The 24,750-nt window shown below is 54.0% G+C and carries 21 protein-coding genes; 16 read left to right on the forward strand and 5 right to left on the reverse strand.

Annotation, left to right across the window (positions count from 1 at the left end; translation table 11 throughout):
* The first annotated feature begins 51 nt into the window (after positions 1–51).
* The 4 genes from pyc (at position 52) to glcF (ending at position 7,678) form a co-directional block, all read left to right on the forward strand.
* Complete coding sequence (pyc, locus tag TALK_RS06115) at positions 52–3,519, forward strand: pyruvate carboxylase (protein ID WP_085616913.1); 3,468 nt, start codon at positions 52–54, stop codon at positions 3,517–3,519.
* A 15-nt stretch (positions 3,520–3,534) separates the two neighbouring features.
* Positions 3,535–5,019, forward strand: a complete 1,485-nt coding sequence (locus TALK_RS06120; RefSeq protein ID WP_085616915.1) for an FAD-linked oxidase C-terminal domain-containing protein — start codon at positions 3,535–3,537, stop codon at positions 5,017–5,019.
* A gap of 104 nt (positions 5,020–5,123) precedes the next feature.
* Entirely contained in the window at positions 5,124–6,374 is a 1,251-nt protein-coding gene (locus TALK_RS06125) for an FAD-binding protein (RefSeq protein ID WP_085616917.1), read from the forward strand.
* Positions 6,374–7,678, forward strand: a complete 1,305-nt coding sequence (glcF, locus tag TALK_RS06130; protein WP_085616919.1) for a glycolate oxidase subunit GlcF — start codon at positions 6,374–6,376, stop codon at positions 7,676–7,678. Before TALK_RS06125 ends, glcF begins: the two co-directional genes overlap by 1 nt.
* A 130-nt stretch (positions 7,679–7,808) precedes the next feature.
* Here glcF and TALK_RS06135 read toward each other — a convergent pair whose 3' ends face one another.
* A complete protein-coding gene (locus tag TALK_RS06135; RefSeq protein WP_085616920.1) occupies positions 7,809–8,114 on the reverse strand; it encodes a hypothetical protein in 306 nt (101 codons plus the stop codon).
* A 429-nt stretch (positions 8,115–8,543) separates the two neighbouring features.
* Here TALK_RS06135 and TALK_RS06145 point away from each other — a divergent pair, with 429 nt between their 5' ends.
* From TALK_RS06145 to phoB, 6 genes are all read left to right on the forward strand, one after another.
* A complete protein-coding gene (locus TALK_RS06145; RefSeq protein WP_085616924.1) occupies positions 8,544–9,575 on the forward strand; it encodes a PstS family phosphate ABC transporter substrate-binding protein in 1,032 nt (343 codons plus the stop codon).
* Positions 9,576–9,708: 133 nt separating this feature from the next.
* On the forward strand, positions 9,709–11,088 hold the full coding sequence (gene pstC / locus TALK_RS06150) for a phosphate ABC transporter permease subunit PstC (protein WP_085616926.1): 1,380 nt from the start codon (positions 9,709–9,711) through the stop codon (positions 11,086–11,088).
* Complete coding sequence (gene pstA / locus TALK_RS06155) at positions 11,081–12,430, forward strand: phosphate ABC transporter permease PstA (protein ID WP_085616928.1); 1,350 nt, start codon at positions 11,081–11,083, stop codon at positions 12,428–12,430. The genes pstC and pstA overlap by 8 nt, the downstream gene beginning before the upstream one ends.
* Position 12,431: 1 nt before the next feature.
* The gene (gene pstB / locus TALK_RS06160; RefSeq protein ID WP_085616930.1) at positions 12,432–13,235 is read left to right on the forward strand and encodes a phosphate ABC transporter ATP-binding protein PstB; all 804 of its coding nucleotides are present in this window, start codon (positions 12,432–12,434) and stop codon (positions 13,233–13,235) included.
* Positions 13,236–13,257: 22 nt separating this feature from the next.
* Positions 13,258–13,980 (forward strand): phosphate signaling complex protein PhoU, encoded by a 723-nt coding sequence (phoU, locus tag TALK_RS06165; protein ID WP_085616932.1) that lies wholly within the window; start codon positions 13,258–13,260, stop codon positions 13,978–13,980.
* A gap of 17 nt (positions 13,981–13,997) precedes the next feature.
* Positions 13,998–14,693 carry a phosphate regulon transcriptional regulator PhoB gene (gene phoB, locus TALK_RS06170; RefSeq protein WP_007091986.1) on the forward strand — a complete coding sequence of 232 codons (696 nt, stop codon included), beginning with the start codon at positions 13,998–14,000 and terminating at the stop codon, positions 14,691–14,693.
* A gap of 90 nt (positions 14,694–14,783) precedes the next feature.
* On the opposite strand, the gene TALK_RS06175 is transcribed toward phoB, so the two are convergent.
* Entirely contained in the window at positions 14,784–16,544 is a 1,761-nt protein-coding gene (locus TALK_RS06175; protein ID WP_085616934.1) for a cation:proton antiporter domain-containing protein, read from the reverse strand.
* Between the two features lie 338 nt (positions 16,545–16,882).
* Here TALK_RS06175 and TALK_RS06180 point away from each other — a divergent pair, with 338 nt between their 5' ends.
* The 6 genes from TALK_RS06180 to moaE all read left to right on the forward strand — a co-directional run bounded on the left by TALK_RS06180 (position 16,883) and on the right by moaE (position 22,820).
* A complete protein-coding gene (locus tag TALK_RS06180) occupies positions 16,883–17,845 on the forward strand; it encodes a calcium/sodium antiporter (RefSeq protein WP_085616936.1) in 963 nt (320 codons plus the stop codon).
* A 158-nt stretch (positions 17,846–18,003) separates the two neighbouring features.
* Positions 18,004–18,774 carry an SDR family oxidoreductase gene (locus TALK_RS06185; protein WP_169714962.1) on the forward strand — a complete coding sequence of 257 codons (771 nt, stop codon included), beginning with the start codon at positions 18,004–18,006 and terminating at the stop codon, positions 18,772–18,774.
* Positions 18,775–18,835: 61 nt separating this feature from the next.
* The gene (folB, locus tag TALK_RS06190; protein WP_085617148.1) at positions 18,836–19,261 is read left to right on the forward strand and encodes a dihydroneopterin aldolase; all 426 of its coding nucleotides are present in this window, start codon (positions 18,836–18,838) and stop codon (positions 19,259–19,261) included.
* Positions 19,262–19,701: 440 nt separating this feature from the next.
* Positions 19,702–21,621 carry an excinuclease ABC subunit UvrC gene (gene uvrC, locus TALK_RS06195; RefSeq protein ID WP_139833747.1) on the forward strand — a complete coding sequence of 640 codons (1,920 nt, stop codon included), beginning with the start codon at positions 19,702–19,704 and terminating at the stop codon, positions 21,619–21,621.
* Between the two features lie 165 nt (positions 21,622–21,786).
* A complete protein-coding gene (gene pgsA, locus TALK_RS06200) occupies positions 21,787–22,338 on the forward strand; it encodes a CDP-diacylglycerol--glycerol-3-phosphate 3-phosphatidyltransferase (protein WP_085616939.1) in 552 nt (183 codons plus the stop codon).
* A 23-nt stretch (positions 22,339–22,361) separates the two neighbouring features.
* A complete protein-coding gene (moaE, locus tag TALK_RS06205) occupies positions 22,362–22,820 on the forward strand; it encodes a molybdopterin synthase catalytic subunit MoaE (protein ID WP_085616941.1) in 459 nt (152 codons plus the stop codon).
* On the opposite strand, the gene TALK_RS06210 is transcribed toward moaE, so the two are convergent.
* From TALK_RS06210 to metW, 3 genes are all read right to left on the reverse strand, one after another.
* On the reverse strand, positions 22,817–23,107 hold the full coding sequence (locus tag TALK_RS06210) for a hypothetical protein (protein ID WP_085616943.1): 291 nt from the start codon (positions 23,105–23,107) through the stop codon (positions 22,817–22,819). The genes moaE and TALK_RS06210 overlap by 4 nt on opposite strands.
* A gap of 12 nt (positions 23,108–23,119) precedes the next feature.
* Complete coding sequence (locus tag TALK_RS06215) at positions 23,120–23,983, reverse strand: hypothetical protein (protein WP_085616945.1); 864 nt, start codon at positions 23,981–23,983, stop codon at positions 23,120–23,122.
* 118 nt (positions 23,984–24,101) lie between these two features.
* Positions 24,102–24,749 (reverse strand): methionine biosynthesis protein MetW, encoded by a 648-nt coding sequence (gene metW, locus TALK_RS06220; RefSeq protein WP_085616947.1) that lies wholly within the window; start codon positions 24,747–24,749, stop codon positions 24,102–24,104.
* Position 24,750: the final 1 nt, after the last annotated feature.

The following is a 24,750-nucleotide window of genomic DNA, read 5'->3' on the forward strand; positions in this document are numbered from 1 at the left end:
GGGCGCACAGGGACGCGCCTGCCATGTAAATCTGGTAGGAGCCCGGTGTCCATGACGCGTTCAGCACCAAAGCGTATCCGTAAACTTCTGGTCGCGAACCGCGGTGAAATCGCGATTCGTGTTCTGCGTGCAGCCAATGAACTTGGTATTCGCACGGTTGCTATTTTTTCTGATGAAGACCGTTTTGCCCTGCATCGGTTTAAGGCCGACGAAAGTTACACCGTCGGCAAGGGCAACAAACCCATTCGCGCCTATCTTGATATCGAAGATATTTTGCGTGTCGCCCGCGAAGCTGGTGCCGATGCGATTCATCCCGGATATGGCTTTTTGTCGGAAAACCCGGATTTCGCCGATGCCTGTGCCGAGGCCGGGATCACCTTTATCGGGCCTGATTCCGAAGTAATGCGCAGCCTTGGTAATAAGGTTTCGGCGCGCAATATGGCCGAAAGTGCCGGGGTTCCGGTTATGCCAGCATCGGGCGCGTTGCCTGATGATATGGACGAAGTTGCCCGTATTGCCAATCAGGTCGGTTATCCGATCATGCTTAAGGCCAGTTGGGGTGGTGGCGGCCGCGGCATGCGTGTGATTGAAAATTCCAAGGATTTGTCAAAACACGTCCTGGCAGCCAAGCGCGAGGCCGCAGCCGCATTTGGCAATGACGAGATTTATTTCGAGAAACTGATCCGGCGTGCCCGCCATGTTGAAGTCCAGCTTTTGGGCGATACGCATGGCACATTGGTGCATCTGTTTGAACGTGATTGTTCCGTACAGCGTCGCAATCAGAAAGTCGTCGAACGCGCCCCGGCACCCTATCTTGATGAAGAACAGCGTGCGGGTCTGTGTGATGCGGCGCTTCGTTTGGGCAAGGCCGCCAATTACGTCAACGCTGGCACCGTCGAATTCCTGATGGATGTCGATACATCCAAATTCTATTTCATCGAAGTTAACCCGCGTATTCAGGTCGAACATACCGTGACCGAATGCGTGACGGGTCTTGACCTTGTAAAAGCGCAAATCCTGATTGCGCAGGGCGGGCGGATCGGCTTCCCGTCGGAAACCGGCATTCCCTGGCAGGATAAGATCAAGCTGCGCGATCATGCGTTACAATGTCGGATCACGACCGAAAACCCCGAAAACAGCTTTGTGCCCGATTACGGGATCATCAAGGTTTATCGCGGGGCCAATGGTTTTGGCATTCGTCTGGATGGGGGCACGGCTTATTCCGGGGCGGTGATTACGCCGTTTTATGACAGCATGCTGGAAAAGGTTACCGCATGGGGCAGCACGCCGCGTGAAGCGGTGGATCGTATGGACCGGGCCTTGCGCGAGTTTCGTATTCGCGGGGTTGCGACCAATCTGGCGTTCCTTGAAAACCTGATCAATCATCCGAAATTCCGGGCGGGTGAATACACCACGCGGTTCATTGATGAAACGCCGGAACTGTTTAAATTCGTGCGTCGTCGCGACCGGGCAACCCGGTTGTTGCGGTTCATCGGTGAAGTCACGGTTAATGGCAATCCCGAGGTCGAAGGCCGGGTCGTGCCGACCAACCAGCATGCGCCGGTGATGCCAAAATCAATTGATCTGGACGAAATTCGTCCGGGCACCAAGCAGAAGCTTGATCAATTGGGGCCAGAGGGCTTTTCGCGCTGGATGAAGGATCAGGAACGTGTCCTGATGACCGATACCACCATGCGTGATGCGCATCAGTCGCTTTTGGCGACGCGGATGCGGACGTTCGATATGTTGAAAATCGCGCCGTATTACGCGCATGGTTTGCCAGAGCTGTTTTCACTGGAATGTTGGGGCGGGGCGACGTTTGACGTTGCCATGCGGTTCTTGAAAGAAGATCCGTGGGATCGTCTGGTCAAGCTGCGTGAACGGGTACCAAATATCCTGACCCAGATGCTTTTGCGGGCATCAAATGCGGTCGGTTACACCAATTATCCTGACAATGCGGTTGAATATTTCGTCAAGCAGGCTGCTGAGCACGGCATGGATGTGTTTCGTGTGTTCGATTCTCTGAACTGGGTCGATAACATGAAGGTCGCCATGGATGCGGTGCTGAAGACCGACAAGCTGTGCGAAGCGACCATTTGTTATACCGGCGATATTTTCGACAAAAAACGCCCGAAATATAACCTTGATTACTATGTCAAAATGGCCCGCGAGCTTGAGGCATCCGGTGCTCATATCCTGGGTTTGAAGGATATGGCCGGGGTTTTGCGGCCGGCGGCGGCAACGACCTTGATCAAGGCATTGAAGGATACGGTTAATCTTCCGATCCATTTCCATACCCATGATACCAGCGGCATTTCGGCAGCCACCGTGATTGCAGCGATTGATGCCGGGGTCGATGCGGTGGATGCCGCAATGGATTCGATGTCAGGTCTGACATCGCAGCCAAATCTTGGATCAATCGCCAATAACTATATCGGCCAGCCGCGTGATCCGGGGCTTTCGACCGAGGCGCTTAAGGAAGTGTCGACCTATTGGGAGCAAATTCGTCGTTACTATGCCGGGTTTGAAAGCGATATCCGCAGCGGCACATCGGACGTTTATGTCCATGAAATGCCGGGTGGCCAATATACCAACCTGCGCCAGCAGGCCCGATCCTTGGGGATCGAGGAACGTTGGCCCGAAGTGTCGAAAGCCTATGCGGCGGTTAACCAGATGTTTGGTGACGTTGTTAAGGTGACGCCAAGTTCCAAGGTTGTCGGTGATATGGCGCTGACCATGGTGACGTCGGGTATTACCGAACAGGATGTGATGGACCCGAAAAAGGACATCGCATTCCCCGACAGCGTGATTTCGTTCTTCCGGGGTGAAATTGGTCAGCCGGTTGGCGGTTTCCCGCCCGCCCTTCAGCGCAAGGTGCTGAAAGGTGGCGAGGCATTAAGTGATCGTCCGGGCAAATCCATGGCGCCGATTGATTTTGAAGCCACCCGTTCGGAAATGGAAAAGAAAACCCATCGCAATATCAGCGATGCCGAGGTCGCATCCTATGTGATGTATCCCAAGGTGTTCCTTGATTATGCTGAACATCGCAGTCATCACGCCGATGTTTCGATCCTGCCGACCCCGATCTTTTTCTATGGGATGAGCCAGAATGACGAAATTTCCGTTGATCTGGAAAAGGGCAAGACGCTTGTCATTCGGTATCTTGCGACATCCGAAGGCGGGGACGAGGAAGGTCATCGGACGGTGTTTTTTGAACTGAATGGTCAACCCCGGACGGTTAAGGTCGCTGATAAGACGCTGGCCGTGACGGGCAAGGTCAAACCCAAGGCCGAAGACGGTAACAAGCTGCATATCGCAGCCCCGATGCCCGGTCTTGTGGTCGAGGTACATGTTGTCGAAGGCCAGAAGATCAAGGCAGGCGATGTGATGTGTTCGCTTGAAGCGATGAAAATGGAAACCGCGATCCACGCGGAAAAGGACGGGGTTGTGGCAGTTATCTATACCCCCGCCGGTACACAGGTCGACAGCAAGGATTTGCTGATCGAATTAACGGAGTAACCCCGCATGCTTAGGATGCCTGAGCCCGATCAATCGACCCTTGCACGTCGCAAGGATATTATTGCCGCCATGCGGAACATCGTTCCTGCTGATGGCGGGGTTATTGTCGATGAAGATCAGCTCAGGCCCTATGAATGCGATGGGTTGATGGCTTATCGGCAATTGCCGATGATCGTGGTCCTGCCCGAAAATACCGGGCAGGTCGCGGCCATCCTTAAGTATTGTCATATCCATAAAATCCGGGTTGTTCCGCGTGGTGCGGGTACCGGGCTTTCGGGTGGGGCACTGCCGATGGCAGATGCGATTACCATTGGTATGATGAAATTCAATCGGGTTCTGGATATCGATTGGGATAACCGGGCGGTTGTTGTGCAACCCGGTGTAACCAATCTGGGGATTACGCGCGCGGTCGAACATAAGGGGTTTTATTATGCCCCGGACCCATCCAGCCAGATTGCCTGTTCGATTGGCGGCAATATCGCCGAAAATTCCGGCGGGGTGCATTCGCTTAAATATGGGCTAACGACCAATAACGTGCTTGGCGTTGAAATGGTCACGATCGAAGGCGAAGTCCTTCGTGTCGGGGGCAAGGGGCTTGATCAATCGGGTTATGATCTTTTGGGTGTGATTACCGGTTCCGAAGGCTTGCTGGGCATTGTGACCGAAGTGACCGTGCGGATTTTGCGCAAACCCGAAACCGCGCGCGCGCTTTTGCTGGGCTTTAACAGCAGCGAAGCCGGGGGCGATTGCGTGGCCAAAATCATTGCCGATGGCATCATTCCCGGCGGGCTTGAAATGATGGATGCCCCGGCGATCAAGGCGACCGAGGATTTTGTTCATGCCGGTTATCCGCTTGATGTCGAGGCGTTGTTGCTGGTCGAACTCGACGGGCCAAAGGTTGAAGTCGATTATTTGATCGAACAGGTTGGGGCCATTGCGACCCAATGTGGGGCGGTCTATTCGCGCATTTCCGAAAGCGAAGAAGAACGACTGCTATTTTGGTCCGGGCGCAAAAATGCCTTCCCGGCGATTGGCCGCATTTCACCCGATTATATGTGCATGGATGGCACCATCCCGCGCCGTCGATTGGCCGAAGTGCTGACCGGGATGCAGGTGTTGTCACAGCGGCACGGGCTTCGGGTGGCCAATGTTTTTCATGCCGGTGATGGCAATTTGCATCCTTTGATCATGTTTGATGCCAATCAGCCCGGCGACCTTGAACGCGCCGAGGCCTTTGGCGCTGATATCCTTAAGCTGTGTGTTGAAGTCGGCGGGGTTTTATCCGGTGAACACGGGATTGGGGTCGAAAAACGCGACCTGATGCCCGAAATGTTTACCGAAGACGACATGAAGCATCAGGAACGCCTGAAACTGGCGTTTGACGAGGACGAGTTGCTTAATCCCGGCAAGGTATTCCCGACCTTGCATGGCTGTGGCGAGCTTAAGACCCTGCATGCGCGCGGTGTTGCCGATAAATTCCCGAATATCCCGCGTTTCTGAGGCTAGGCGAAAAACAAGAGCCGAGAGACGATAAGAAAAATAATCCTGCCATCGGTTCCCACAAACCAGTCGGCAAGGATCAGGAGAGGAAGAGAGAGACCAAAATGGCGGACGTCATATCCCCCACCACGCCCGAACAGTTGCGCGATGCAATTGGCTGGGCGCTTGGATCGAAAACCCCGCTTGAAATCATCGGGTCCGGCAGCAAGCGTGAGTTTGGTCACGCGGTTGCCAGCGATCATGTTTTAGACCTGTCAAAACTGACCGGGGTTTTGTTTTACGAACCCGAAGAATTGGTGATGTCGGTACGGGCAGGAACGTCACTTGCCGAAATTCAGGGCCTTTTACGCGAAAAAAATCAGCAATTCCATTTTGAGCCCGGAAATTTCCCGGGGCTTTTGGCCGATGGTGTTGTCGATCATGCGGGCACAATTGGCGGATTGATCGCCACCAATCTTTCTGGTCCGCGACGGATCAAAGTTGGTGCGGCACGGGATCATATTTTGGGGTTTGAAGCCATCAGTGGCCGGGCCGAAGATTTTAAATCCGGTGGTCGTGTGATGAAAAACGTTACCGGGTTTGATTTGTCAAAATTGATGTCGGGATCGTTTGGCACCCTTGGCGTGATGCATACCATCACCATGAAAGTCATGCCGCGCGATGAAAAAACCAGAACGGTTTTGATTGCCTGTGATGATCCCAAAGCCGCCGGACGGGCAATGACCGATGCCATGGGCAGCGAGAACGAGGTTTCGGGTGCGGCGTGGATTGCATCGGCTGATGTCGCCAAGCTGGGTGTGTCGGTTGCGACCGAAATGGGATCGGGGATTGTTGCCTTGCGGGTCGAGGGACCAGCCCCGTCGGTCGCATGGCGGTGCGAAGCATTACGCAAACTGTTGGCGGATATCGGCGCCAGCGAAGAATTGCATAGTACCAATAGCGAAGCGTTCTGGGCGGCGGTTGCCGATGTTGCGCCCTTTGCCGGGGGATCGGGCCTGTTATGGCGGGTGTCAGTTCCGCCAGCATCGGGTGGCGATGTTGCGGCGACTTTGGCGGCGGAAACCGGTGGTGCGATCATGATGGATTGGGCCGGGGCGCAAATTTGGTTGCGCTTGCCGGGGGCGGATGTGGCGGATGCCATGGTCGATAAAACCCGCCAAATCGCCTTGGCGGCAGATGGACGGGCGGTTTTGGTGCGGGCCCCGGTTGATATCCGAAACCGGATTTCGGTGTTTCAGTCCGAAGACGCGGCACTGGCCCGGATCAATGCAAAAATTCGTGCGAATTTTGACCCCGCCGCGATCCTTAATCCGGGGCGCATGATGCCATCAATATCAGGCGGGGAGGGCGCATAATGCAAACCAATTTTACCCCGGCCCAGCTTGCCCATCCGGCGATTGCCGAAAGTGAACAGATCCTTCGCAAATGTGTGCACTGCGGGTTCTGTACCGCAACCTGCCCGACCTTTGTGACATTAGGCGATGAACTTGATAGCCCGCGCGGGCGAATTTACCTGATCAAGGACATGCTGGAAAACGACAAACCGGCAACGGACAAGGTGGTTAAGCATCTTGATCGTTGTCTGTCGTGCCTGTCGTGTACGACGACATGCCCATCGGGTGTTGATTACATGCATCTGATTGATAATGCGCGCGCCCATATCGAACAGACTTATGAACGGCCCTTTGCCGATAAATGGCTGCGCAAGATTTTGGCGATTGTCGTGCCCAACCCGACGCTTTTCCGATTGTCGCTGATCGGGGCAAAGCTGGCATCGCCGTTTGCGGGGCTATTGCCGGGGCGGCTTAAAGGCATGGTAAAAATGGGGGCACGTCATATGCCACCGCCAAGCTGGGTTGATAAACCACAGGTGATTCCGGCGATTGGTGAACGCAAAGGGCGTGTTGCCATCCTGACCGGTTGTGCGCAGCAGGTTTTGGAAACCGAGATTAACGAAGCGACTGTGCGGCTTTTGACCCGGCTTGGGATCGAGATTGTCGTTGCCAAGGGGGCGGGGTGTTGTGGGTCGCTGGTTCATCATATGGGCAAGGAAGAAAAATCCCATCATCAGGCCCAGGCCAATGTCGATGCCTGGACCGCAGAACTGAAGGGCGAGGGGCTTGATGCGATTGTGATTACTGCATCGGGTTGCGGGACGACGGTCAAGGATTACGGCCATATGTTGCGTAATGATCGGGTCTATGCCGCCAAGGCCGCCAAGGTTTCCGAACTTGCTTGTGACATTACGGAATATCTGGCGGGTATTGATATTCCTGCCGGGGCGTTTGCGGCAACGGGATTGAATGATGTGCGGGTTGCCTATCATTCGGCCTGTTCGATGCAGCATGGCCAGAAAATCATTCGCGAACCCCGTGATCTTTTGAAAAAAGCCGGGTTTGAGGTGCTAGAGATCGCCGAGGGGCATCTTTGTTGCGGTTCCGCCGGGGTTTATAACCTGTTGCAGCCCGAAATTGCCGGTAAACTGCGCGAACGCAAGCTTGGCAATATCAAGAATATCGCCCCGGATCTTGTCGCGACGGGTAATATTGGCTGCATGGTGCAACTTGAAACCGATGATCTGAAAGTCCTGCATACCGTCCAGCTTTTGGATTGGGCAGCGGGCGGACCGGTGCCGGGCAAGTTGGCGGCCTATTATTAAGGTCACGTCACCCAGGTATCGGGGATGCGATTAAATCAAATGACAAAAGCCCGCATGACATCATTGTCTGCGGGCTTTTGTGAATTTTTGTGCCGAACGGATCAACTGCCGGGGCAGAAGGCGTAATCGACTATTCTTTGGCCGGCTCTTTAGTCAGCAGGCTGTGGGCGATGCCTTCGGCAGCCGAGCTTTCGCTGCTGTCTTCGGCATAGGCCGCGGTTTTTTCGCGGATCCATTCCTGAACATCGGCTTCGTTGATATCGACTTTTGTTGCCATAACCGAAATCACGGCTTCCATGGCCAGAACATGTGATGCGATATTATTGACCGCAACATGCAGGTCGTCGATATGGCGCGAAGCGGCTTGGGACATATCGCCCAGTTCACCGGAAAGCTTCTGGATCAGTTCCTGAATCTCGTCGAGCGTCGTGCTCATTGTCGTCTCCCTTTTGCGCGGTTCCCCGCAACAATGTCCCCATCGGGTTGATATCTTATGAACAAGCTTCGTGTTTTCAACCGGGTTTGTAAAGTCCAAGGAATGTGCCGACCAATCGTGGCAACGAGCGCCTGCGCGGTTGGCAGGCGGCGGTTTGGGCGCGGTATCTTTGTTACAGTTTTTGTAACAGAGATATTGGGCCAAGGGATGTTGGGGCCAAAAACGCCGGGTTGATTGCGCGGAAAACTGATTGTGCAAAACAATCAAATTCGTTGAAATATAAAGGTTTTTAGCGGATTTTTTGCATCTCTGATGCGTTGTCACATAACGTTCATAAAAGTGACGCAATACCGTAAGCACCCAGCGGTAGAGTCCGGCTCGCAGATCGTTGCACCGTTCCGCTTTGGAACAATCATTGGGGAAATTACCATGAAGAAGACTCTTGCTGTTGCAGCGCTGATGAGCGTTGCCTTTGTTGGCGCTGCCCAGGCACGCGACCAGATTCGTATCGTTGGTTCGTCCACCGTATTCCCGTTCGCAACCGCGGTTGCTGAAGAATTCGGTAAGACCTCCTCGTTCAAGACCCCGGTTATTGAATCGACCGGTTCTGGCGGTGGTTTGAAGCTGTTTTGCGCCGGTGTTGGCGAAGAACATCCGGACATCACCAATGCATCGCGTCGCATCAAGAAGTCCGAAATTGAGACTTGCGGCAAAAACGGCATCAGCGAAATCACCGAAGTCAAAATCGGCTTTGACGGTATCGTTCTGTCGAACTCCAAAGATGCCGGTCAGCTTGACCTGACCAAAGAACAGATCTTCCTGGCACTGGCCAAAACCGTTCCTTCGAAAGACGGCAAGTCGCTGATCGACAATCCGTACAGCACCTGGAACGAGATTGATTCGAGCCTGCCGACCGTGAAAATCGAAGTTCTTGGCCCGCCGCCGACCTCTGGCACACGCGATGCTTTCACCGAGCTGGTACTTGAAGAAGCTTGTGAAGAATTCCCGGTTATTGCCGAGCTTGAAAAAGCTGACAAAAAGAAATTCAAAGCTGTTTGTGCCGGTGTCCGTGAAGACGGCGCTTACATCGAAGCTGGCGAAAACGACAACCTGATCGTTCAGAAACTCGAAGCCAACAAAGACGCATTCGGTATCTTTGGCTTCTCGTTCCTCGACCAGAATGGCGACAAACTTCAGGGTTCGAAAATCGAAGGCATCGAGCCGACCTTCGAAGCCATCTCAGCTGGTGACTACCCTGTTTCCCGTTCGCTTTACTTCTACGTCAAAAACGCCCACGTCGGAACCATTCCGGGCATCAAAGAATATGTCTCGGAATTCACCTCTGACAAAGCTTGGGGCGAGGAAGGTTACCTTGCTGACCGTGGTCTGATCCCGATGGATGCCGCAGAACGCAAAGCCGTTCATGATGCAGCGATGAACCTTGCTCCGCTGAGCATGTAACGCGATCTTTCAACCGGTGGCGGCCCATGCTGCCACCGGTTTCTTTGTTTCCAGGCTTGATTGATTTATTGTTTTTGTCCTATTGGCCTTTTCGTGATTTAAGCTGGCCCTCCAGACAAACGGATTTATCGTAATGTCCCTGACCTTTCTGTTGCTCGCGATTGCGGCCCTTTGTGCGCTATCATTCTATTTCGGGCGTCAGCGGGCCATTGCCCTGTCGGGCGGCCGGTACAGCAACCTTCATTCCCTGCCAGCCCATTACGGGACCTATACGGCAATGTGGTGTGGTCTTCCGGCAATTTTGCTGTTGCTGGTTTGGCACATGTTTCAGGGAACGATCATTCAGGGAATGATTATCTCGGATTTGCCGCCAGAGATCCTTAATGACTCGGGTAAATTGTCGCTGGCGCTTAACAGTATTTTTCTGCTTGCTGCCGATAACGGCGAACACCTTAGCGTGTCACCGGAAGTGATTGACGCGGGCAAACGTCTTGCGAGTTTGCAGATCATTGCCAATGTTGCGCTGGTGGTTGTGATGATAAGCGTGGCGCTTGTTGGCCTTGCGTTTTCGTATCGCAAAATCAGCCGTGACATGCGGGCGCGTAATAATGTCGAGCGGATTTCACGCTATGTGATGATTGCCTGTTCCGGGATTGCGATCCTGTCGACGGTCGGCATCGTATTTTCGCTTTTGTTTGAAGCGCTGCATTTCTTTACCAAGATCAATCCGCTGGACTTCCTGTTTGGTCTGGAATGGAGCCCGCAGACGGCAATTCGCGCTGATCAGGTGGCTTCCGAGGGGGCATTTGGTGCCATCCCGCTTTTCGTTGGGACCTTGTTGATCACACTGATTGCGATGTGTGTGGCGGTGCCTGTCGGATTGTTCTCAGCCATCTATATGGGGGAATACGCATCCCCGAAATTCCGCGCCTTTGCCAAGCCTGCACTTGAAATTCTGGCCGGTGTGCCGACGGTTGTTTATGGATTTTTCGCGGCCCTGACCGTGGCGCCATTTCTGCGCGATAACGGTGCTGTTCTTGGGCTTGATGTCAGTTCCGAAAGTGCGCTGGCAGCCGGGCTGGTCATGGGTGTCATGATTATTCCGTTTGTATCTTCGTTGTCTGATGACGTGATGTCTCAGGTGCCGCAATCGTTGCGCGATGGTTCTTATGGCTTGGGCGCAACCAAATCGGAAACCATTCGAAATGTGATTTTCCCGGCAGCCCTTCCCGGTATTGTCGGGGCGGTGTTGCTGGCGGTATCGCGTGCGATTGGCGAAACCATGATTGTGGTGATGGCAGCAGGGCTTGCTGCCAATATGACGGTCAATCCTTTGCAGGCCGTGACGACCGTAACCGTTCAAATTGTAACGCTTCTGGTTGGTGATCAGGAATTTGACAGTGCCAAAACCTTGTCGGCGTTTGCGCTGGGGCTGGCTCTGTTCCTTATCACGCTGGGTTTGAACGTGTTTGCCCTTAAGTTTGTTCAGAAGTATCGCGAGAAATATGACTGATATGGCATCGCTGATGGAAGACAGAGCCGCTGCAAAGGTTATCTCAGGAAATCTGCGCAAGCCGGTTGATTGGGACAGCCCCAAGATTTCACGCCAGATCAAAAAGCGTTACGCCGCCGAGCGCCGCTTTAAGATGTATGGCCTGAGCGCAATTGCGATCGCGCTTTTGGCATTGGCCGTGCTGACGTATTCGATCGGGTCCAAGGGCTATACGGCCTTTTTCCAGACCTATGTGCAGGTCGAAGTCTTCTTTGACCCGGCACAGATTGACCCGGATGGCACAGGTGATCCCGCCGTGATCGGCAAGGCCAATTTTGACGGCCTGATCAAGGAAAGCCTGCGCAAACGTTTCCCGGAAGTCACTGATCGTCGCAGCAAGCGCGACATGTATGACATCATTTCGGGTGGTGCGTCCTATGACCTGCGTGAGCGGGTGATGGAAAATCCAAGCCTGATCGGGCAGACCCGCAAGGTCTGGATGATTTCGGGCGATGACTTTGACATGCTTAACAAAGGCTATATCAGCGCTGATGTTGACGAAGGTGATCGCCGTCTGAATGACGAAGAAATCTCGTGGTATCATGCGTTGCAGGCAGACGGGGCGGTTGAAAAACAGTTCCACACCCGGTTCTTTACCAATGGAGATTCCCGCGAGCCCGAACTTGCCGGGATTTGGGGGGCTGCTGTCGGGTCGCTTTATACCTTGGCCGTGACCTTGGCGCTGTCTTTCCCGATTGGGGTGCTGGCGGCGGTTTATCTTGAAGAATTCGCACCGCGCAACCGCTTTACGACGATTGTCGAGGTCAATATCAACAATCTGGCGGCGGTGCCGTCAATCGTGTTCGGTCTGCTGGGGCTTGAAGTTTACCTTAATGTCATGCATTTGCCGCGATCGGCCCCGGTTGTCGGGGGCTTGACGCTGGCGCTGATGACCTTGCCGACGATCATTATTGCCGCCCGTGCCGCGATCAAGGCGGTTCCGCCGTCAATCCGTCAGGCCGCCCTTGGTCTTGGGGCGTCACCGGTTCAGACCGTGACCCATCATGTGTTGCCACTGGCAATGCCGGGCATCCTGACCGGAACGATCATTGGTATGGCGCAGGCACTTGGTGAAACTGCACCGCTTTTGATGATCGGGATGGTCGCCTTTATCGTTGATATCCCTGGAAGCGCGCTTGATCCGGCGACGGTCCTGCCGGTGCAGATCTATCTATGGGCAGACAGCCCGGAACGTGCCTTCGTCGAGAAAACCTCGGCCGCCATTATGGTGCTGCTGGGCTTCCTTGTCCTGATGAACGGATTTGCCGTGTATCTGCGCAAAAAATTTGAACGGAAGTGGTAAAATGGCTGTTGTAACTCAAAGCGCGATGACGGCAGAGCCGTCCGTTACGAGCCCGAAAATGACGGCCCGTGACCTCAATCTTTTCTATGGTGAGAACCAGGCGCTTTTTGATGTCAATCTTGACATTGTTGAACGTCAGGTCACCGCGCTGATCGGCCCGTCGGGTTGCGGGAAATCGACTTTCCTGCGCTGCATGAACCGCATGAACGATACCATTGATGGTGTGACGATCAACGGTCAGGTGACGCTGGATAATCGCGACATCTATGACAAGGCGATTGACGTTGTTCAGTTGCGGGCACGCATCGGCATGGTGTTCCAGAAACCAAACCCGTTCCCGAAATCGATCTATGACAATGTGTCCTATGGCCCGCGTATTCACGGGTTGGTCAATTCGCGCGACGAACTTGATGAAATCGTCATGACCTCGCTTGAACGGGCCGGCCTTTTGAAAGAGGTCAAAGACCGTTTGCAGGAACCGGCAACCGGTCTTTCAGGTGGCCAGCAGCAGCGCCTTTGCATTGCACGTGCGGTTGCGGTTAGCCCCGAAGTTATTCTGATGGACGAGCCGTGCTCGGCCCTTGATCCGATTGCAACTGCAAAGGTCGAGGAACTGATCGACGAACTTCGTTCAAACTACACCATTGTGATCGTAACGCACTCGATGCAGCAGGCGGCACGTGTGTCGCAGCGCACCGCATTCTTCCATCTCGGCAAAGTGGTCGAAGTGGGCGAAACCGATCAGATTTTCACAAATCCCAAGGACGAGCGTACCAAGGGATATATCACGGGTCGCTTCGGTTAATTCCGGGCAGGAGTATTTATAGATGGCCGACGACAAACATCACATCGTCAGTTCGTTTGACGAAGAACTGACCCGTTTGAACAATATCATCTCGCAGATGGGCGGGCTTGCAGAAAGCCAGTTGATCTCGGCGATCCGTGCGATTGTCAAACGTGATTCGGAACTGGCTGAAAAGGTCATTCTTTCCGATCATCGGATCGACAAGCTGGAACAGGAAGTCCAGGACTTTGCCGTGCGTCTTCTGGCCTTGCGTCAGCCGATGGCAGATGACCTGCGTCAGGTTGTGACAGCGCTGAAGCTTTCCAATGATCTGGAACGTATCGGTGATTTGGCGAAAAACATTGCCAAACGTGCCCAGGTTTTGAACCAGGTACCGCCGATCCGCCCGGTTCAGGTTATCCCGAACATGGCCAAGCTGTGCCAGGAAATCATCAAAGACGTTCTGGACGCCTATATCGAAGGCGATGCGGAAAAAGCCCAGCGTGTCTGGGCGCGCGATCAGGAAGTTGACGATATGTACAACTCGCTGTTCCGCGAGTTGCTGACCTATATGATGGAAGATCCGCGTAACATTACGGCATCGACCCATCTGTTGTTTATTGCCAAGAACATCGAACGTATTGGCGATCATGCAACAAATATCGCCGAGACGATCTATTACCGGATCAAAGGCGAAGACCTGCCGATGGATAGTCGGCCAAAAAATGACGCCGCGAACTTTGCGGTCGTAGAACCGAATGAGTGACACTGGAGCATAGGAAGATGGACCCAACGGTTCTTATCGTCGAGGACGAAGCTGCAATCGTAACCATGTTGCGCTACAACCTCGAACGCGAGGGGATGCAGGTTGTTGAAGCCGGAGACGGTGACGAAGCGTTGAAAATTCTGGCTGAAACCCATGTTGATCTGGTTTTGCTGGATTGGATGTTGCCGGTTATGTCGGGGATCGAGGTTTGCCGCCAGATCCGCCGTAAGCCTGAAAGCCGGGATCTTCCGGTGATTATGGTAACTGCGCGCGGAGAAGAGGGTGATCGTATTCGCGGCCTTGATACCGGTGCCGACGATTATGTGACCAAACCCTTTGCAATTGGCGAATTGCTGGCACGTATTCGTGCGCTTTTACGTCGATCTGGTCCGGCGCAACCACAAGGGCAGTTGATCTATTCCGATATCGAAATGGATCTTGCAGCCCATCGCGTCAGTCGCAACGGCAAAGCCATTCATCTTGGCCCGACGGAATTCCGTTTGCTGCGGTATTTCCTTGAGCATCCGGGGCGTGTTTTCTCGCGCGAGCAGCTTTTGAACGCAGTTTGGGGGCCGAATATCTATGTCGAAACCCGTACTGTTGACGTTCATATCCGCCGTTTGCGCAAGGCCTTGAATGATGTCAAGGGCACGCGCGATGTGATCCGTACGGTTCGTGCGGCGGGTTATGCGCTTGATGTTGAAGCTGCCTGAGCCATAACAGATTCCTCGGACCATAAGAATTCCGGTCCGGAAAACGAAAAACCCCCATCCATGCGGTGGGGGTTTTTGTTCTTAGGAACGTTACTTCTTTTTCGGTGGCTTGGAAGGCTTTGCAGGGGCTGCGGTTGGCTCATCGACCTTGTGACGCGGGCTGCGCGGGGCCAGTTCGTTCATCAGCAACATATCGGCGCGCCGGAACTTGGCAATTTCGATATCGATTTCTTCTTGCGGGATATCACAGGCCGACAAGACGTGATCGGACATGCGTAACCCGGTTTCAAGAACTTCGGGGATGGCGGCATCCGCGCCGCTGCGTGACAGGGGGCCGATATGGGTGATGTCCTGCGCACGGGCAAAGATTTTCAGATGCGGATAATGCTGACGCAGCAGGGCAACGGTTTTTTCCGTTGCATGCGGGTTGCCCATGGCAACGGCGGCGATATGGGCCTGTTCGGTATGGGCCGCGCGGAAGGTTTCCGGGCGCGTGCCATCAGCAAAGTAAACCGGCAATCCTTCGGCACGACCGCGTGAAACTTGTTGTGCATCCGATTCAAGAACGATGAACGGGATATTCTTGGTCCGCAGTAAACGGGCCAAAACCCGACCAACACGGCCACAGCCGATCACCAGAACATGTTTTTCAATGCCGCCGGTTTGTTCTTCGATCGCGGTCAGTTGGTCGCTTTCTTTTGGGTGAAGTCTTTGTTCGATTCGGTGTCCCAACGAAATCAAGGTCGGGGTCAGGCCCATTGAAATCGCTACCACCGGGATCAGCATGACAACAATATCATGGGATACGGCGCCGTTTTGGGATGCCAGGGCCAGCATCACAAAGGCAAACTCACCCCCGGCAGCCAAACTCATGGCGACCCGGATTGATGATGCCTGATTGAAGCCGATGAGCCGTGACAATCCAAACAGAACGGCTGCCTTGACCATAAGAAGGGCAATCAGCCACAAAATGATGGTGCCAGCTTCGCCGATGACGACATTGGCATTGACCGACATGCCAACCGACATGAAGAACAGCGACAGGAATACCCCCCGGAAGGGGGAGATATCGGCTTCGATCTGATGGCGGAATTCTGTTTCAGCCAGCATCACCCCGGCAATAAAGGCGCCCAGTGCCATGGAAAGCCCGGCGGCCTCGGTCAGGGTGCTGGCGGCCAGAACGACAAAAAGTGTTCCGATGGCAAACAGTTCCGGGTTTTTAAGGGCCGCGATATAGCGAAACAGGCGCGGCAACAAATAGCGCCCGACGAGTAACAGGATGGCAACCGCGCCGATACCGGTCAGGACGCTGATCCATGGGCTGGTTTCCGTCCCGGCCTTGCCCGCGGCCTGTACCATGATCAGGAAGGGACCAACGGCGACGTCCTGTAACAAAAGGATCGCCAGGGCTGCCCGTCCGAACCGGGTATGCAATTGCCGTTCATCGGAAAGATGTTTCAAAATGATCGCGGTCGATGACAAGGCCAGCGCCCCGGCAATCACCATGGATGATGGCATATCCTTGCTGATCAGCAGCAGGATGCCAAATATCACTGCCAATGTGACGGCGATTTGCAGGAAACCCAGTGTGGCAAACCGGCCACCAATCACACGCAACCGTTCACGCGACAATTCAAGGCCGATCATGAACAGCAGAAAGACGACACCAAGTTCGGCAACGGTTGAAATGTCTTCGCGGTCATTGATCAGGCCAAGGCCGAATGGCCCGATGCAAAATCCACCGATTAGAAAACCAATGATCGAATTTGCGTGCAGTTTTTGGGCCAGCGGCACAGCAATCACCGCCGCAGTCAGGACCAGAAACAGCTCGAACAAGACACTGTGAGACATAATTGGGTACGCTACCGGGGTGGAAGGGATGCAAAGGAAATCAATAGAATAAGGATAGCGGAAATACCCTTATGATTTCTATGGAAATTTCGCGCATGCGAAGATCACTGTGACGGATGACACGGGCAAATGGTGATGACCTGTGGCGATGATGAGCCAGAAGAAAAACAGAAACGAACCGCGACGTGGCCCTATCGTATTGACTTGTCCGGGGCTTGTTTCGCGCCTGTAAATCCGCGATGACGTGGCTTGCTATTCCGGTTCGGGGATGCGATGTTCCGCGTGCCCCCGAACGGGCCGACAAACAATGATAAAATTCCCAAACGAGCAGGCCTAAATTGGAACAGTTTATCCCTTATTTACAGATTATCGCGGGCCTTGTGCTTTTGACTGCCGGTGGCGAGTTTATTGTACGCGGCGCGGTCGGTCTGGCGCTTTTGATGGGGGTTTCCAAGGTCATTGTCGGCCTGACAGTGGTTGCGGCCGGGACATCGGCCCCGGAATTCGTCGTGTCGCTGAATGCGGCATTGGGGGATTCGGGGGATATCGCGATGGGTAATGTGGTTGGTTCGAACATCGCCAATATTTTGCTGATTTTGGGAGCGGCGGCCATTTTAAAACCGATTGCCGCATCCAAGACCATGATCCTGCGCGACGGGGGAACCATGTTGCTGGGAACGGTTCTGTTTATCGGGCTGTGCCTGTTTGGGGTGATCGATCGTTGGGCCGGGGGGATCATGCTGCTGGTGCTGGCGGCGATCTGGTACTTTACCTATCAGCATGACATGAAAAATCCGGGTGATGCCCGTGACCTGCATGAAGAAGAAGTCGACGAAGTCGGTGAGGTGCCAAAGGGGTGGATGAAACCGGTCGTTACAACGCTTGTTGGTATTGTCGCCCTTACCTTTGGGGCAGATTTGCTGGTTGATGGCGGTGTGACCGTGGCGCGCCAGTTTGGTGTGTCCGAAGCGGTGATTGGTCTGACCCTTGTGGCATTTGGAACGTCGCTTCCGGAATTGGCGGCCTCGATTGTGGCCGCGTTGCGCGGGCATTCCGATGTGGCATTGGGCAATGTTGTCGGATCGAACCTGTTGAACCTTTTGGTGATCATTGGTGGTGTTTCGCTAATTGCGCCGATTGCGGTGCCGGATCAGATTTTGCGATCTGATTTGTGGATCATGCTGGCGGTGACGGTTGTTTTGCTGATTGTCGGTTATTTCATGCGCGGGATATCACGGGTTACCGGGATGGTGTTTGTTGCGGCCTATATTGGCTATGTCGCCAGTCTGGTTTCAGCCTGACTGGTTGCTTGTCTGACAGGTGACGCGATGATGGACCGACAGGCGGGTTTGATTGTAAGTTCCGGTTTTACCAATCATATCTGGCGGCGCCGGTGGTGATCAAACCGGCCGGTGGTCCCGTAACAGGGGGACATCATGACTGACGGGATGGAAACCATATGACAGGGACAATGCCGAAAACGGCCCTTATCACCGGGGCGGCCAAACGTATCGGCCGGGCGATATCACTTGATCTTGCCGGGCAGGGTTATGATCTTGCCCTTAATTGCCATTCATCGCGCCGGGATGCTGACATCCTTGCCGATGAAATTCGGGCCATGGGACAGCGCGCCTGCGTGATTTCGGCCGATCTGGGCAAAGAAGAAGACACCGGGCGTGTTATCCGCGAAGCAACCGCGGCCCTTGGCCCGGTTGGTGTTCTGATCAATAATGCATCCACCTTTGAATATGATGACATCGCGACCGCCACACGTGCGGGCTGGGATTATCATATGGAGGCCAATCTTCGGGCGCCGTTTGTTTTGTCACAGGACTTTGCCAAGCGTCTTCCGGCGGGGCAAAAAGGGGCGATTATCAATCTGATTGATCAACGTGTCTGGAACCTGACACCGCATTTCATGACCTATACCCTGTCCAAGGCGGGGCTTTGGGCCTTGACCCAGACGCTGGCGCTGGCATTAGCGCCCCGTATTCGGGTTAATGGCATTGGGCCGGGGCCGGCATTGCCTAGTGCCCGGCAAACACAGGAAGTTTTTGATCAACAATGTGATCAGACCCCGCTGAAAGTGGGAACAAACCCGCAAGAGATTTGCGACGCGGTTCGGTTTTTCCTTGCCGCGCCTGCCATCACCGGGCAAATGTTAGCCCTTGACGGCGGGCAGCACCTTAATTGGGCAGCCAGTGGCGAAGATGAAATGCCAGAGGAATGATGTGCCGGACATGGATTTCGGACATCTGGCCGCACAAGCGCAGCACAAGGAAGACCAGACCATGACCGCAGGCCTTAAACAGGACGATAACATTACGACACTGCCCTATGCAGATCATGCGGGCAGTTTGCGTCGTGTTTTCGTGCGTGACATGGTCGTTGGGACATCGATCGGGGTGTATGATCATGAAAAAGGTCGTCCGCAACGGGTGCGTATCAATCTTGACCTTGCCGTTCTGGAAGGCGAGGGCGTCTTGAATGACGATATTGCCACTGTTTTAAGCTATGAAGATTTGGTGACCGGCACGCGCGAGATTTGTCAGGACGGCCATGTGAACCTTGTGGAAACTCTTGGGGAAAAACTGGCCGATATGTGTCTGGCGGATCGCCGGGTGCGCAAGGTAAACGTTCGGGTTGAAAAGCTTGATGTCTTTGACGACGTTGCGGCGGTCGGGGTCGAAATAGAGCGCTTTAATATCGCGCGTTGATCGCTTTGTTAAACCGGCTTGAAATTTACTTTTGTTAACGGTTTGGGACGGGGACTCTGTGATTCCTCTGGGCCGAATCGTTGTTGTCCTTATGCACAAGCATCTGCCGCTAGGGAATCAAAGGAAAATATTCTTTTTTGACTCCTCTATTACCGAATGTTTTCAGGTTGACAGTATTTTTTACCATATAAAACAATGACTTAGATGTTTTGCCCAATAATTAATCACTTCACAGAACGTTAAGACTCTCAAGGGGTGCAGAAAACAGCCCCCCTATTACCCACATACTTATCCACAGGCTTGGTGGACATCTTTTTCCCACAGCGATTCTGTGAAGTGATGTTGCGGCGTTAATCTTTTTGGGTATTGTCAGAAGCCCGTTTGGGAAGTGACGGTCGTCACAACTTTTGATTTTTAATAAATCTGCCGGAGAAGCCTTGATGAAGCCTGAAACCCCATCCGAAACCCCCGTTCGGGAAATCGGATTGTCGCTTGAAAGCGATGAACTTGAAGGGGGGGCCGCACGCGGGGTCGAGGCGATCAAACATGCGCTAAAAACCATGCCGGGCTCATCCGGGGTGTATCGGATGATCGATGACAAGGATCGCATCCTTTATGTCGGCAAGGCCAAGAACCTTAAAAAGCGCGTGGTGGCCTATACCCGTTTGATGCAACTGCCGATCCGGATTGCCCGGATGGTGGCCCAGACGGTGCGGATGGAAATCATCACCACCCATACCGAGGCCGAAGCGCTTCTGCTTGAATCGAATCTGATTAAAAAGCTTAAGCCGCGTTACAACATCCTTTTGCGCGATGATAAAAGCTTTCCCTATATCCTGATTACCGAAGATCACGATTATCCGCGTATCGTCAAGCATCGCGGGGCGCGGGCCAAGGATGGCAGTTGTTTTGGTCCCTTTGCCTCGGCCTGGGCGGTCAACAACACGATTAATCATTTGCAGCGCGCCTTCTTGCTGCGGTCCTGTACTGATTCTGTGTTCTCCAACCGGTCGCGCCCGTGCCTGTTGTACCAAATCAAGCGGTGTGCCGCCCCATGTGTGGATCGTATCGCCAAGGCGGAATATGACGGGTTGGTCGATATTTGCCGCGACTTCCTGACCGGGCGCAGCCAGAAAATTCTAAAGCAGCTAGAAACCGATATGCTGGCCGCATCCGAACGCATGGATTTTGAACAGGCGGCGATGTATCGCGACCGTATTCGGGCCTTAAGCCAGATCAGGTCCCATCAGGACATCAATCTTGAAGGGGTTGAGGAAGCCGACGTGATTGCCCTGCATCACGAAGGCGGGCAAAGCTGTGTTCAGGTGTTCTTTTTCCGATCCGGTTCAAATTACGGCAACCGGTCGTATTTTCCGCGCCATGAACAGAGTGCCGAGATACCGGAAATTCTGTCGGCCTTTGTCGGGCAGTTCTATGCCGATAAACCGGCCCCGAAACAGATTTTACTGTCGCATGAGATCGAAGGACAGGAACTGGTCGAAACCGCATTGTCGATCAATAATAACCGCAAGATCACCTTGCAGGTGCCCAAGCGTGGCGGACGGCGCAAGTTGGTGGAGCATGCCCTGACCAATGCCAAGGATGCGTTGGGCCGGCGCATGGCCGAAAGCGCGTCACAGCGCAAACTGCTTGAAGACCTGGCAGACAAGCTTGATCTTGAAAGCACGCCGGAACGGATCGAGGTTTACGATAACAGCCATATTCAGGGAACCAATATGGTTGGCGGCATGATTGTCGCCGGGCCAGAGGGGTTCATGAAAAATGCCTATCGTAAATTCAATATCAAAGGCGATATCGCGCCCGGCGATGATTTTGCCATGATGCGCGAAGTTTTGACCCGCCGGTTTGCGCGTGCGCAAAAAGAAGACCCGGATCGTGAAAATGGTACCTGGCCGGATTTGTGCCTGATTGATGGCGGGCTGGGGCAGTTGGGCATTGCACGGGCCGTGCTTGAAGACCTTGGCATCGAAGATGTGATGTTGGTCGGGGTCGCCAAGGGGGTGGATCGCAATGCGGGCAAGGAAGTCCTTCATATTCCGGGAAAGGCGCCTGTGCGCCTCGATATGAAGGACCCGGTGCTGTATTTTATTCAGCGTTTGCGCGACGAAGCCCATCGCTGGGCGATTGGGACCCATCGTGCCAAACGATCCAAACAGATCGGCAAAAGCCAGTTGGATGCCGTGCCGGGGATTGGTGGGGCGCGCAAAAAAGCGTTGTTGCATCATTTCGGATCGGCGCGCGGGGTGGCCGATGCCGGGTTAAAGGATTTGGAAGCGGTGGACGGCATCAGTGCGGCAATTGCACGCAAGATTTACGACCATTTTCACGGGGAAACCTGATCGTGTTTTCGGGTATTTGAGTGGTTAGTTTGATAACAGCTTTGTTGCAATTGAACGCGGCCCTTGTGGTAAGTGCCCGGAGCTATTAATAATTGCGTCATCCGGGGCTGGTTATCACAGCCCTGCCGGATCGTTCGCCCCAAATATCCGCAAACAGGCCTTTTCATGAGAAACCAGATTCCCAATCTGCTGACTTTGTCGCGCATCATCGTGATCCCGGCATTGGTCGCGTCCTTTTATATCCACGGACCGGTTGGTAACTGGATCGGGTTTGCCCTGTTTGCCTTTGCCGGGGTGACAGACTTTTTTGACGGCTACCTTGCGCGCAGCATGAATGTTGTCTCGCCGCTGGGCCGGTTTTTGGATCCGATTGCCGACAAACTTTTGGTCGCTGCAGCCCTTATGATGATGGTGGCATTTGATCGCATTTCCGGTTTTGCGATTTTGCCGGCTGTGATCATCATGTGCCGCGAAATCATGGTGTCGGGCCTGCGTGAACATCTGGCCGAGCTTAAGGTGCCTTTGCCGGTTACCGTTCTTGCGAAATGGAAAACCACAGCGCAGATATTAGCACTTGGTTTTCTTTTGGTCGGGGATGCGTCACCCGAAATGATCCCGTCGATCATGATCGGTGATATCCTGTTGTGGATTGCAGGCTTGGTAACGGTTCAGACCGGGTATATTTATCTTCGTACCGGGCTTAAATACCTCGACTAGGCGCATCATCAGGATCAAGGGCAATGGCACGCATTACCGTTCAGGAACAGGATTTCGATCCGGGCGCAGAACTGGCCGCCCTGACTGACGGGCGCCGCGATATCGGGGCGGCGGTCAGTTTTGTCGGGTTGGTGCGTGATATCCATGGCGGGGATCAGGTTTCCGCCCTGACACTTGATCATTATCCGGGCATGACCGAGCGCGAACTTGAAAAGATCGCCGATGAAGCCGCCGGTCGCTGGCCACTTGATGATGTGCGGATTGTCCATCGGGTCGGGCGCATGTTGCCCGGCGAGAAGATTGTTCTGGTGATCACCCTGTCAGCTCATCGCCGTGCGGCGTTCGAGGCCTGTGACTTTATCATGGATTTCCTAAAGACCCGTGCCCCGTTCTGGAAGCGCGAGGAAACCCCAAAAGGCGATCATTGGGTCACAGCGAAGGCATCGGACGATGCCGATGCCGATCGCTGGAACCAAAGTTAACCGACGAATTTTGCAACCAGACCGACGAATTGCAAAAGGGCGGCCTGAATTTGTGCCGCCGTATCGATCCGTTCTTTCAGGTTTTTCATTTCGGCAATATCGGCATCGGTGATTTGTGATGCATTGCGGATCAGTTGTTTGGCCTGCAAGGCAACCAGTTGATCGGCGGCCTTGTTGCGTGTTTCAGCCATTATCAGTTTGTCATTGATGTCGGCCGCTTGATAGGCGGTGTCGATGGCTACAAAGCTTGCCTTGGCGGCACGGATCATTTCGTCAAGATTTGTCATGGTTTTACCCCCTTATTGCGCGGTTGTGGCAGCCGTAGCGCCGGTTGCGGTTTCAAACAGATTGCTGCCCTGTGCGACCAGTTCGGTGGGCGAAAGGTCGCGAACATGTCCGGCAAGTGAAATTCCCTGTTCAGCGGCGCCAATCAGAGCGGCCATATCAAGTTTGGCATAATCATCAATCTGGCTTTGCAGATGGGTTCCCAGCGATGATGCAGTCAGGAAGCTGCGCAGGGTGTGGGTCTGAAGCAGCTTTTCTTCTGTCATCAAAGCTTGCCAGTCCTGCCACCAGATTTGCAGACGCAGTGATTTTCCTTGGGCGTCGCTATCCGCACGGATTTTGTTCAGCTCGGCGATCAGGGCCCCGCGCCGCACCAGATATTGCGGCGGGTCTTTGGCCAGATCACTGGTGATCGCGTCAAGCTGGCTGCGGAGTTTCTCAAGGATCGGCCCGGAATCAGTGACCGCCGATGCCCCCAGTGCGGATCCGGCTTCGATTTGATCAAAGATCGCAACAAACTGGCGGTACTGGTTGCGCAGTTGCGCCAGTGTTTTTTGCCATTGCTGGGCAACCGTTGCATCAACCTTGACCGCATCGGGATCAAGCAGGATCGGCAGGTTGGATGGCGTCACCTTGCCGGTGAAGGCATCCATATTGGCAATGAATTCGGTTTGTTTGGCGCTTGCGGATTTCGGTGCCGGCGCGAACTGTGCGGTTTGCGCGGTGCCAAAGGCGTCAAAGGCGGCCTCGGTCGCACTGCCGAATTGGTCGACGGTGATTTTCAAGGTTTCGGCTTTTTGCGAGCACGCAGCCATCAGCCCAATGCCGATAACCAGAATTGCAGTGCGCCCAATACGATAAAGTGATGATTGTGCCATAACGTCCCCATGATGTGACCATGTTCGTGCAATGACGAAGAAGGGACGTTTTTGTGATAGAAAAACGCAAAAAGGCCGCAGAAAACCTGCGGCCTTTGGGGGGGGTAAAACGGTGTTGTTACTTGCTCAGCATGAACAGCGCCTGATTGCCAAAGAAATTGGCCAGTCGGGAATGACTGTCCAGGCTGACTTTTGATCCGCTTTCATTAAGCACCATAGACCGTTCGATTTTAAAGCCGCATTCATCGCACAGGGCGACAAAATCGCGCACGGTACAGAAATGGATGTTCGGTGTTTCGTACCACATGATCGGCAGGTTGGGGTTTTGTGGCATCCGGCCGCGAAACATCAGGTCAAAACGTGCGCGCCAATGGCCAAAATTCGGGAAGGACACAATGGCTTTTTGGCCAATACGCAGCAATTCCGACAGGACTTCTTTGGGGCGGTGGGTGGCCTGAAGTGTCTGGCTGAGGATGGCGTAATCAAATGTGCCATCAGGATAATCGCCAAGATCGCGATCAGCATCACCTTGCATGACGGGCAGGCCCTGGGCAACGCAATTGCGCACGCCCTGGTTCGAGAGTTCCAGTCCCCGGCCATCAACATCTTTGTTGCGGGTCAGATAACCCAGCAGTTCACCGTCGCTGCACCCGATATCAAGCACACGCGTGCCCGGTTCGACCATATCGGCAATCAGCTGAAGATCGACACGGATGCGGTCATTATGAAGCGAGGTGTTCGTGCCGTTTTTTGCAAAATGGTTCATG

Source organism: Thalassospira alkalitolerans, assembly GCF_002115745.1.
In the GTDB taxonomy this organism is placed as follows: domain Bacteria; phylum Pseudomonadota; class Alphaproteobacteria; order Rhodospirillales; family Thalassospiraceae; genus Thalassospira; species Thalassospira alkalitolerans.

Coding starts and splice junctions, on each gene's coding strand:
- pyc (WP_085616913.1), top strand. CDS start 52: ATGACGCGTTCAGCACCAAAGCGTATCCGTAAACTTCTGGTCGCGAAC.
- TALK_RS06120 (WP_085616915.1), top strand. CDS start 3,535: ATGCCTGAGCCCGATCAATCGACCCTTGCACGTCGCAAGGATATTATT.
- TALK_RS06125 (WP_085616917.1), top strand. CDS start 5,124: ATGGCGGACGTCATATCCCCCACCACGCCCGAACAGTTGCGCGATGCA.
- glcF (WP_085616919.1), top strand. CDS start 6,374: ATGCAAACCAATTTTACCCCGGCCCAGCTTGCCCATCCGGCGATTGCC.
- TALK_RS06135 (WP_085616920.1), bottom strand. CDS start 8,114: ATGAGCACGACGCTCGACGAGATTCAGGAACTGATCCAGAAGCTTTCC.
- TALK_RS06145 (WP_085616924.1), top strand. CDS start 8,544: ATGAAGAAGACTCTTGCTGTTGCAGCGCTGATGAGCGTTGCCTTTGTT.
- pstC (WP_085616926.1), top strand. CDS start 9,709: ATGTCCCTGACCTTTCTGTTGCTCGCGATTGCGGCCCTTTGTGCGCTA.
- pstA (WP_085616928.1), top strand. CDS start 11,081: ATGACTGATATGGCATCGCTGATGGAAGACAGAGCCGCTGCAAAGGTT.
- pstB (WP_085616930.1), top strand. CDS start 12,432: ATGGCTGTTGTAACTCAAAGCGCGATGACGGCAGAGCCGTCCGTTACG.
- phoU (WP_085616932.1), top strand. CDS start 13,258: ATGGCCGACGACAAACATCACATCGTCAGTTCGTTTGACGAAGAACTG.
- phoB (WP_007091986.1), top strand. CDS start 13,998: ATGGACCCAACGGTTCTTATCGTCGAGGACGAAGCTGCAATCGTAACC.
- TALK_RS06175 (WP_085616934.1), bottom strand. CDS start 16,544: ATGTCTCACAGTGTCTTGTTCGAGCTGTTTCTGGTCCTGACTGCGGCG.
- TALK_RS06185 (WP_169714962.1), top strand. CDS start 18,004: ATGACAGGGACAATGCCGAAAACGGCCCTTATCACCGGGGCGGCCAAA.
- folB (WP_085617148.1), top strand. CDS start 18,836: ATGACCGCAGGCCTTAAACAGGACGATAACATTACGACACTGCCCTAT.
- uvrC (WP_139833747.1), top strand. CDS start 19,702: ATGAAGCCTGAAACCCCATCCGAAACCCCCGTTCGGGAAATCGGATTG.
- pgsA (WP_085616939.1), top strand. CDS start 21,787: ATGAGAAACCAGATTCCCAATCTGCTGACTTTGTCGCGCATCATCGTG.
- moaE (WP_085616941.1), top strand. CDS start 22,362: ATGGCACGCATTACCGTTCAGGAACAGGATTTCGATCCGGGCGCAGAA.
- TALK_RS06210 (WP_085616943.1), bottom strand. CDS start 23,107: ATGACAAATCTTGACGAAATGATCCGTGCCGCCAAGGCAAGCTTTGTA.
- TALK_RS06215 (WP_085616945.1), bottom strand. CDS start 23,983: ATGGCACAATCATCACTTTATCGTATTGGGCGCACTGCAATTCTGGTT.
- metW (WP_085616947.1), bottom strand. CDS start 24,749: ATGAACCATTTTGCAAAAAACGGCACGAACACCTCGCTTCATAATGAC.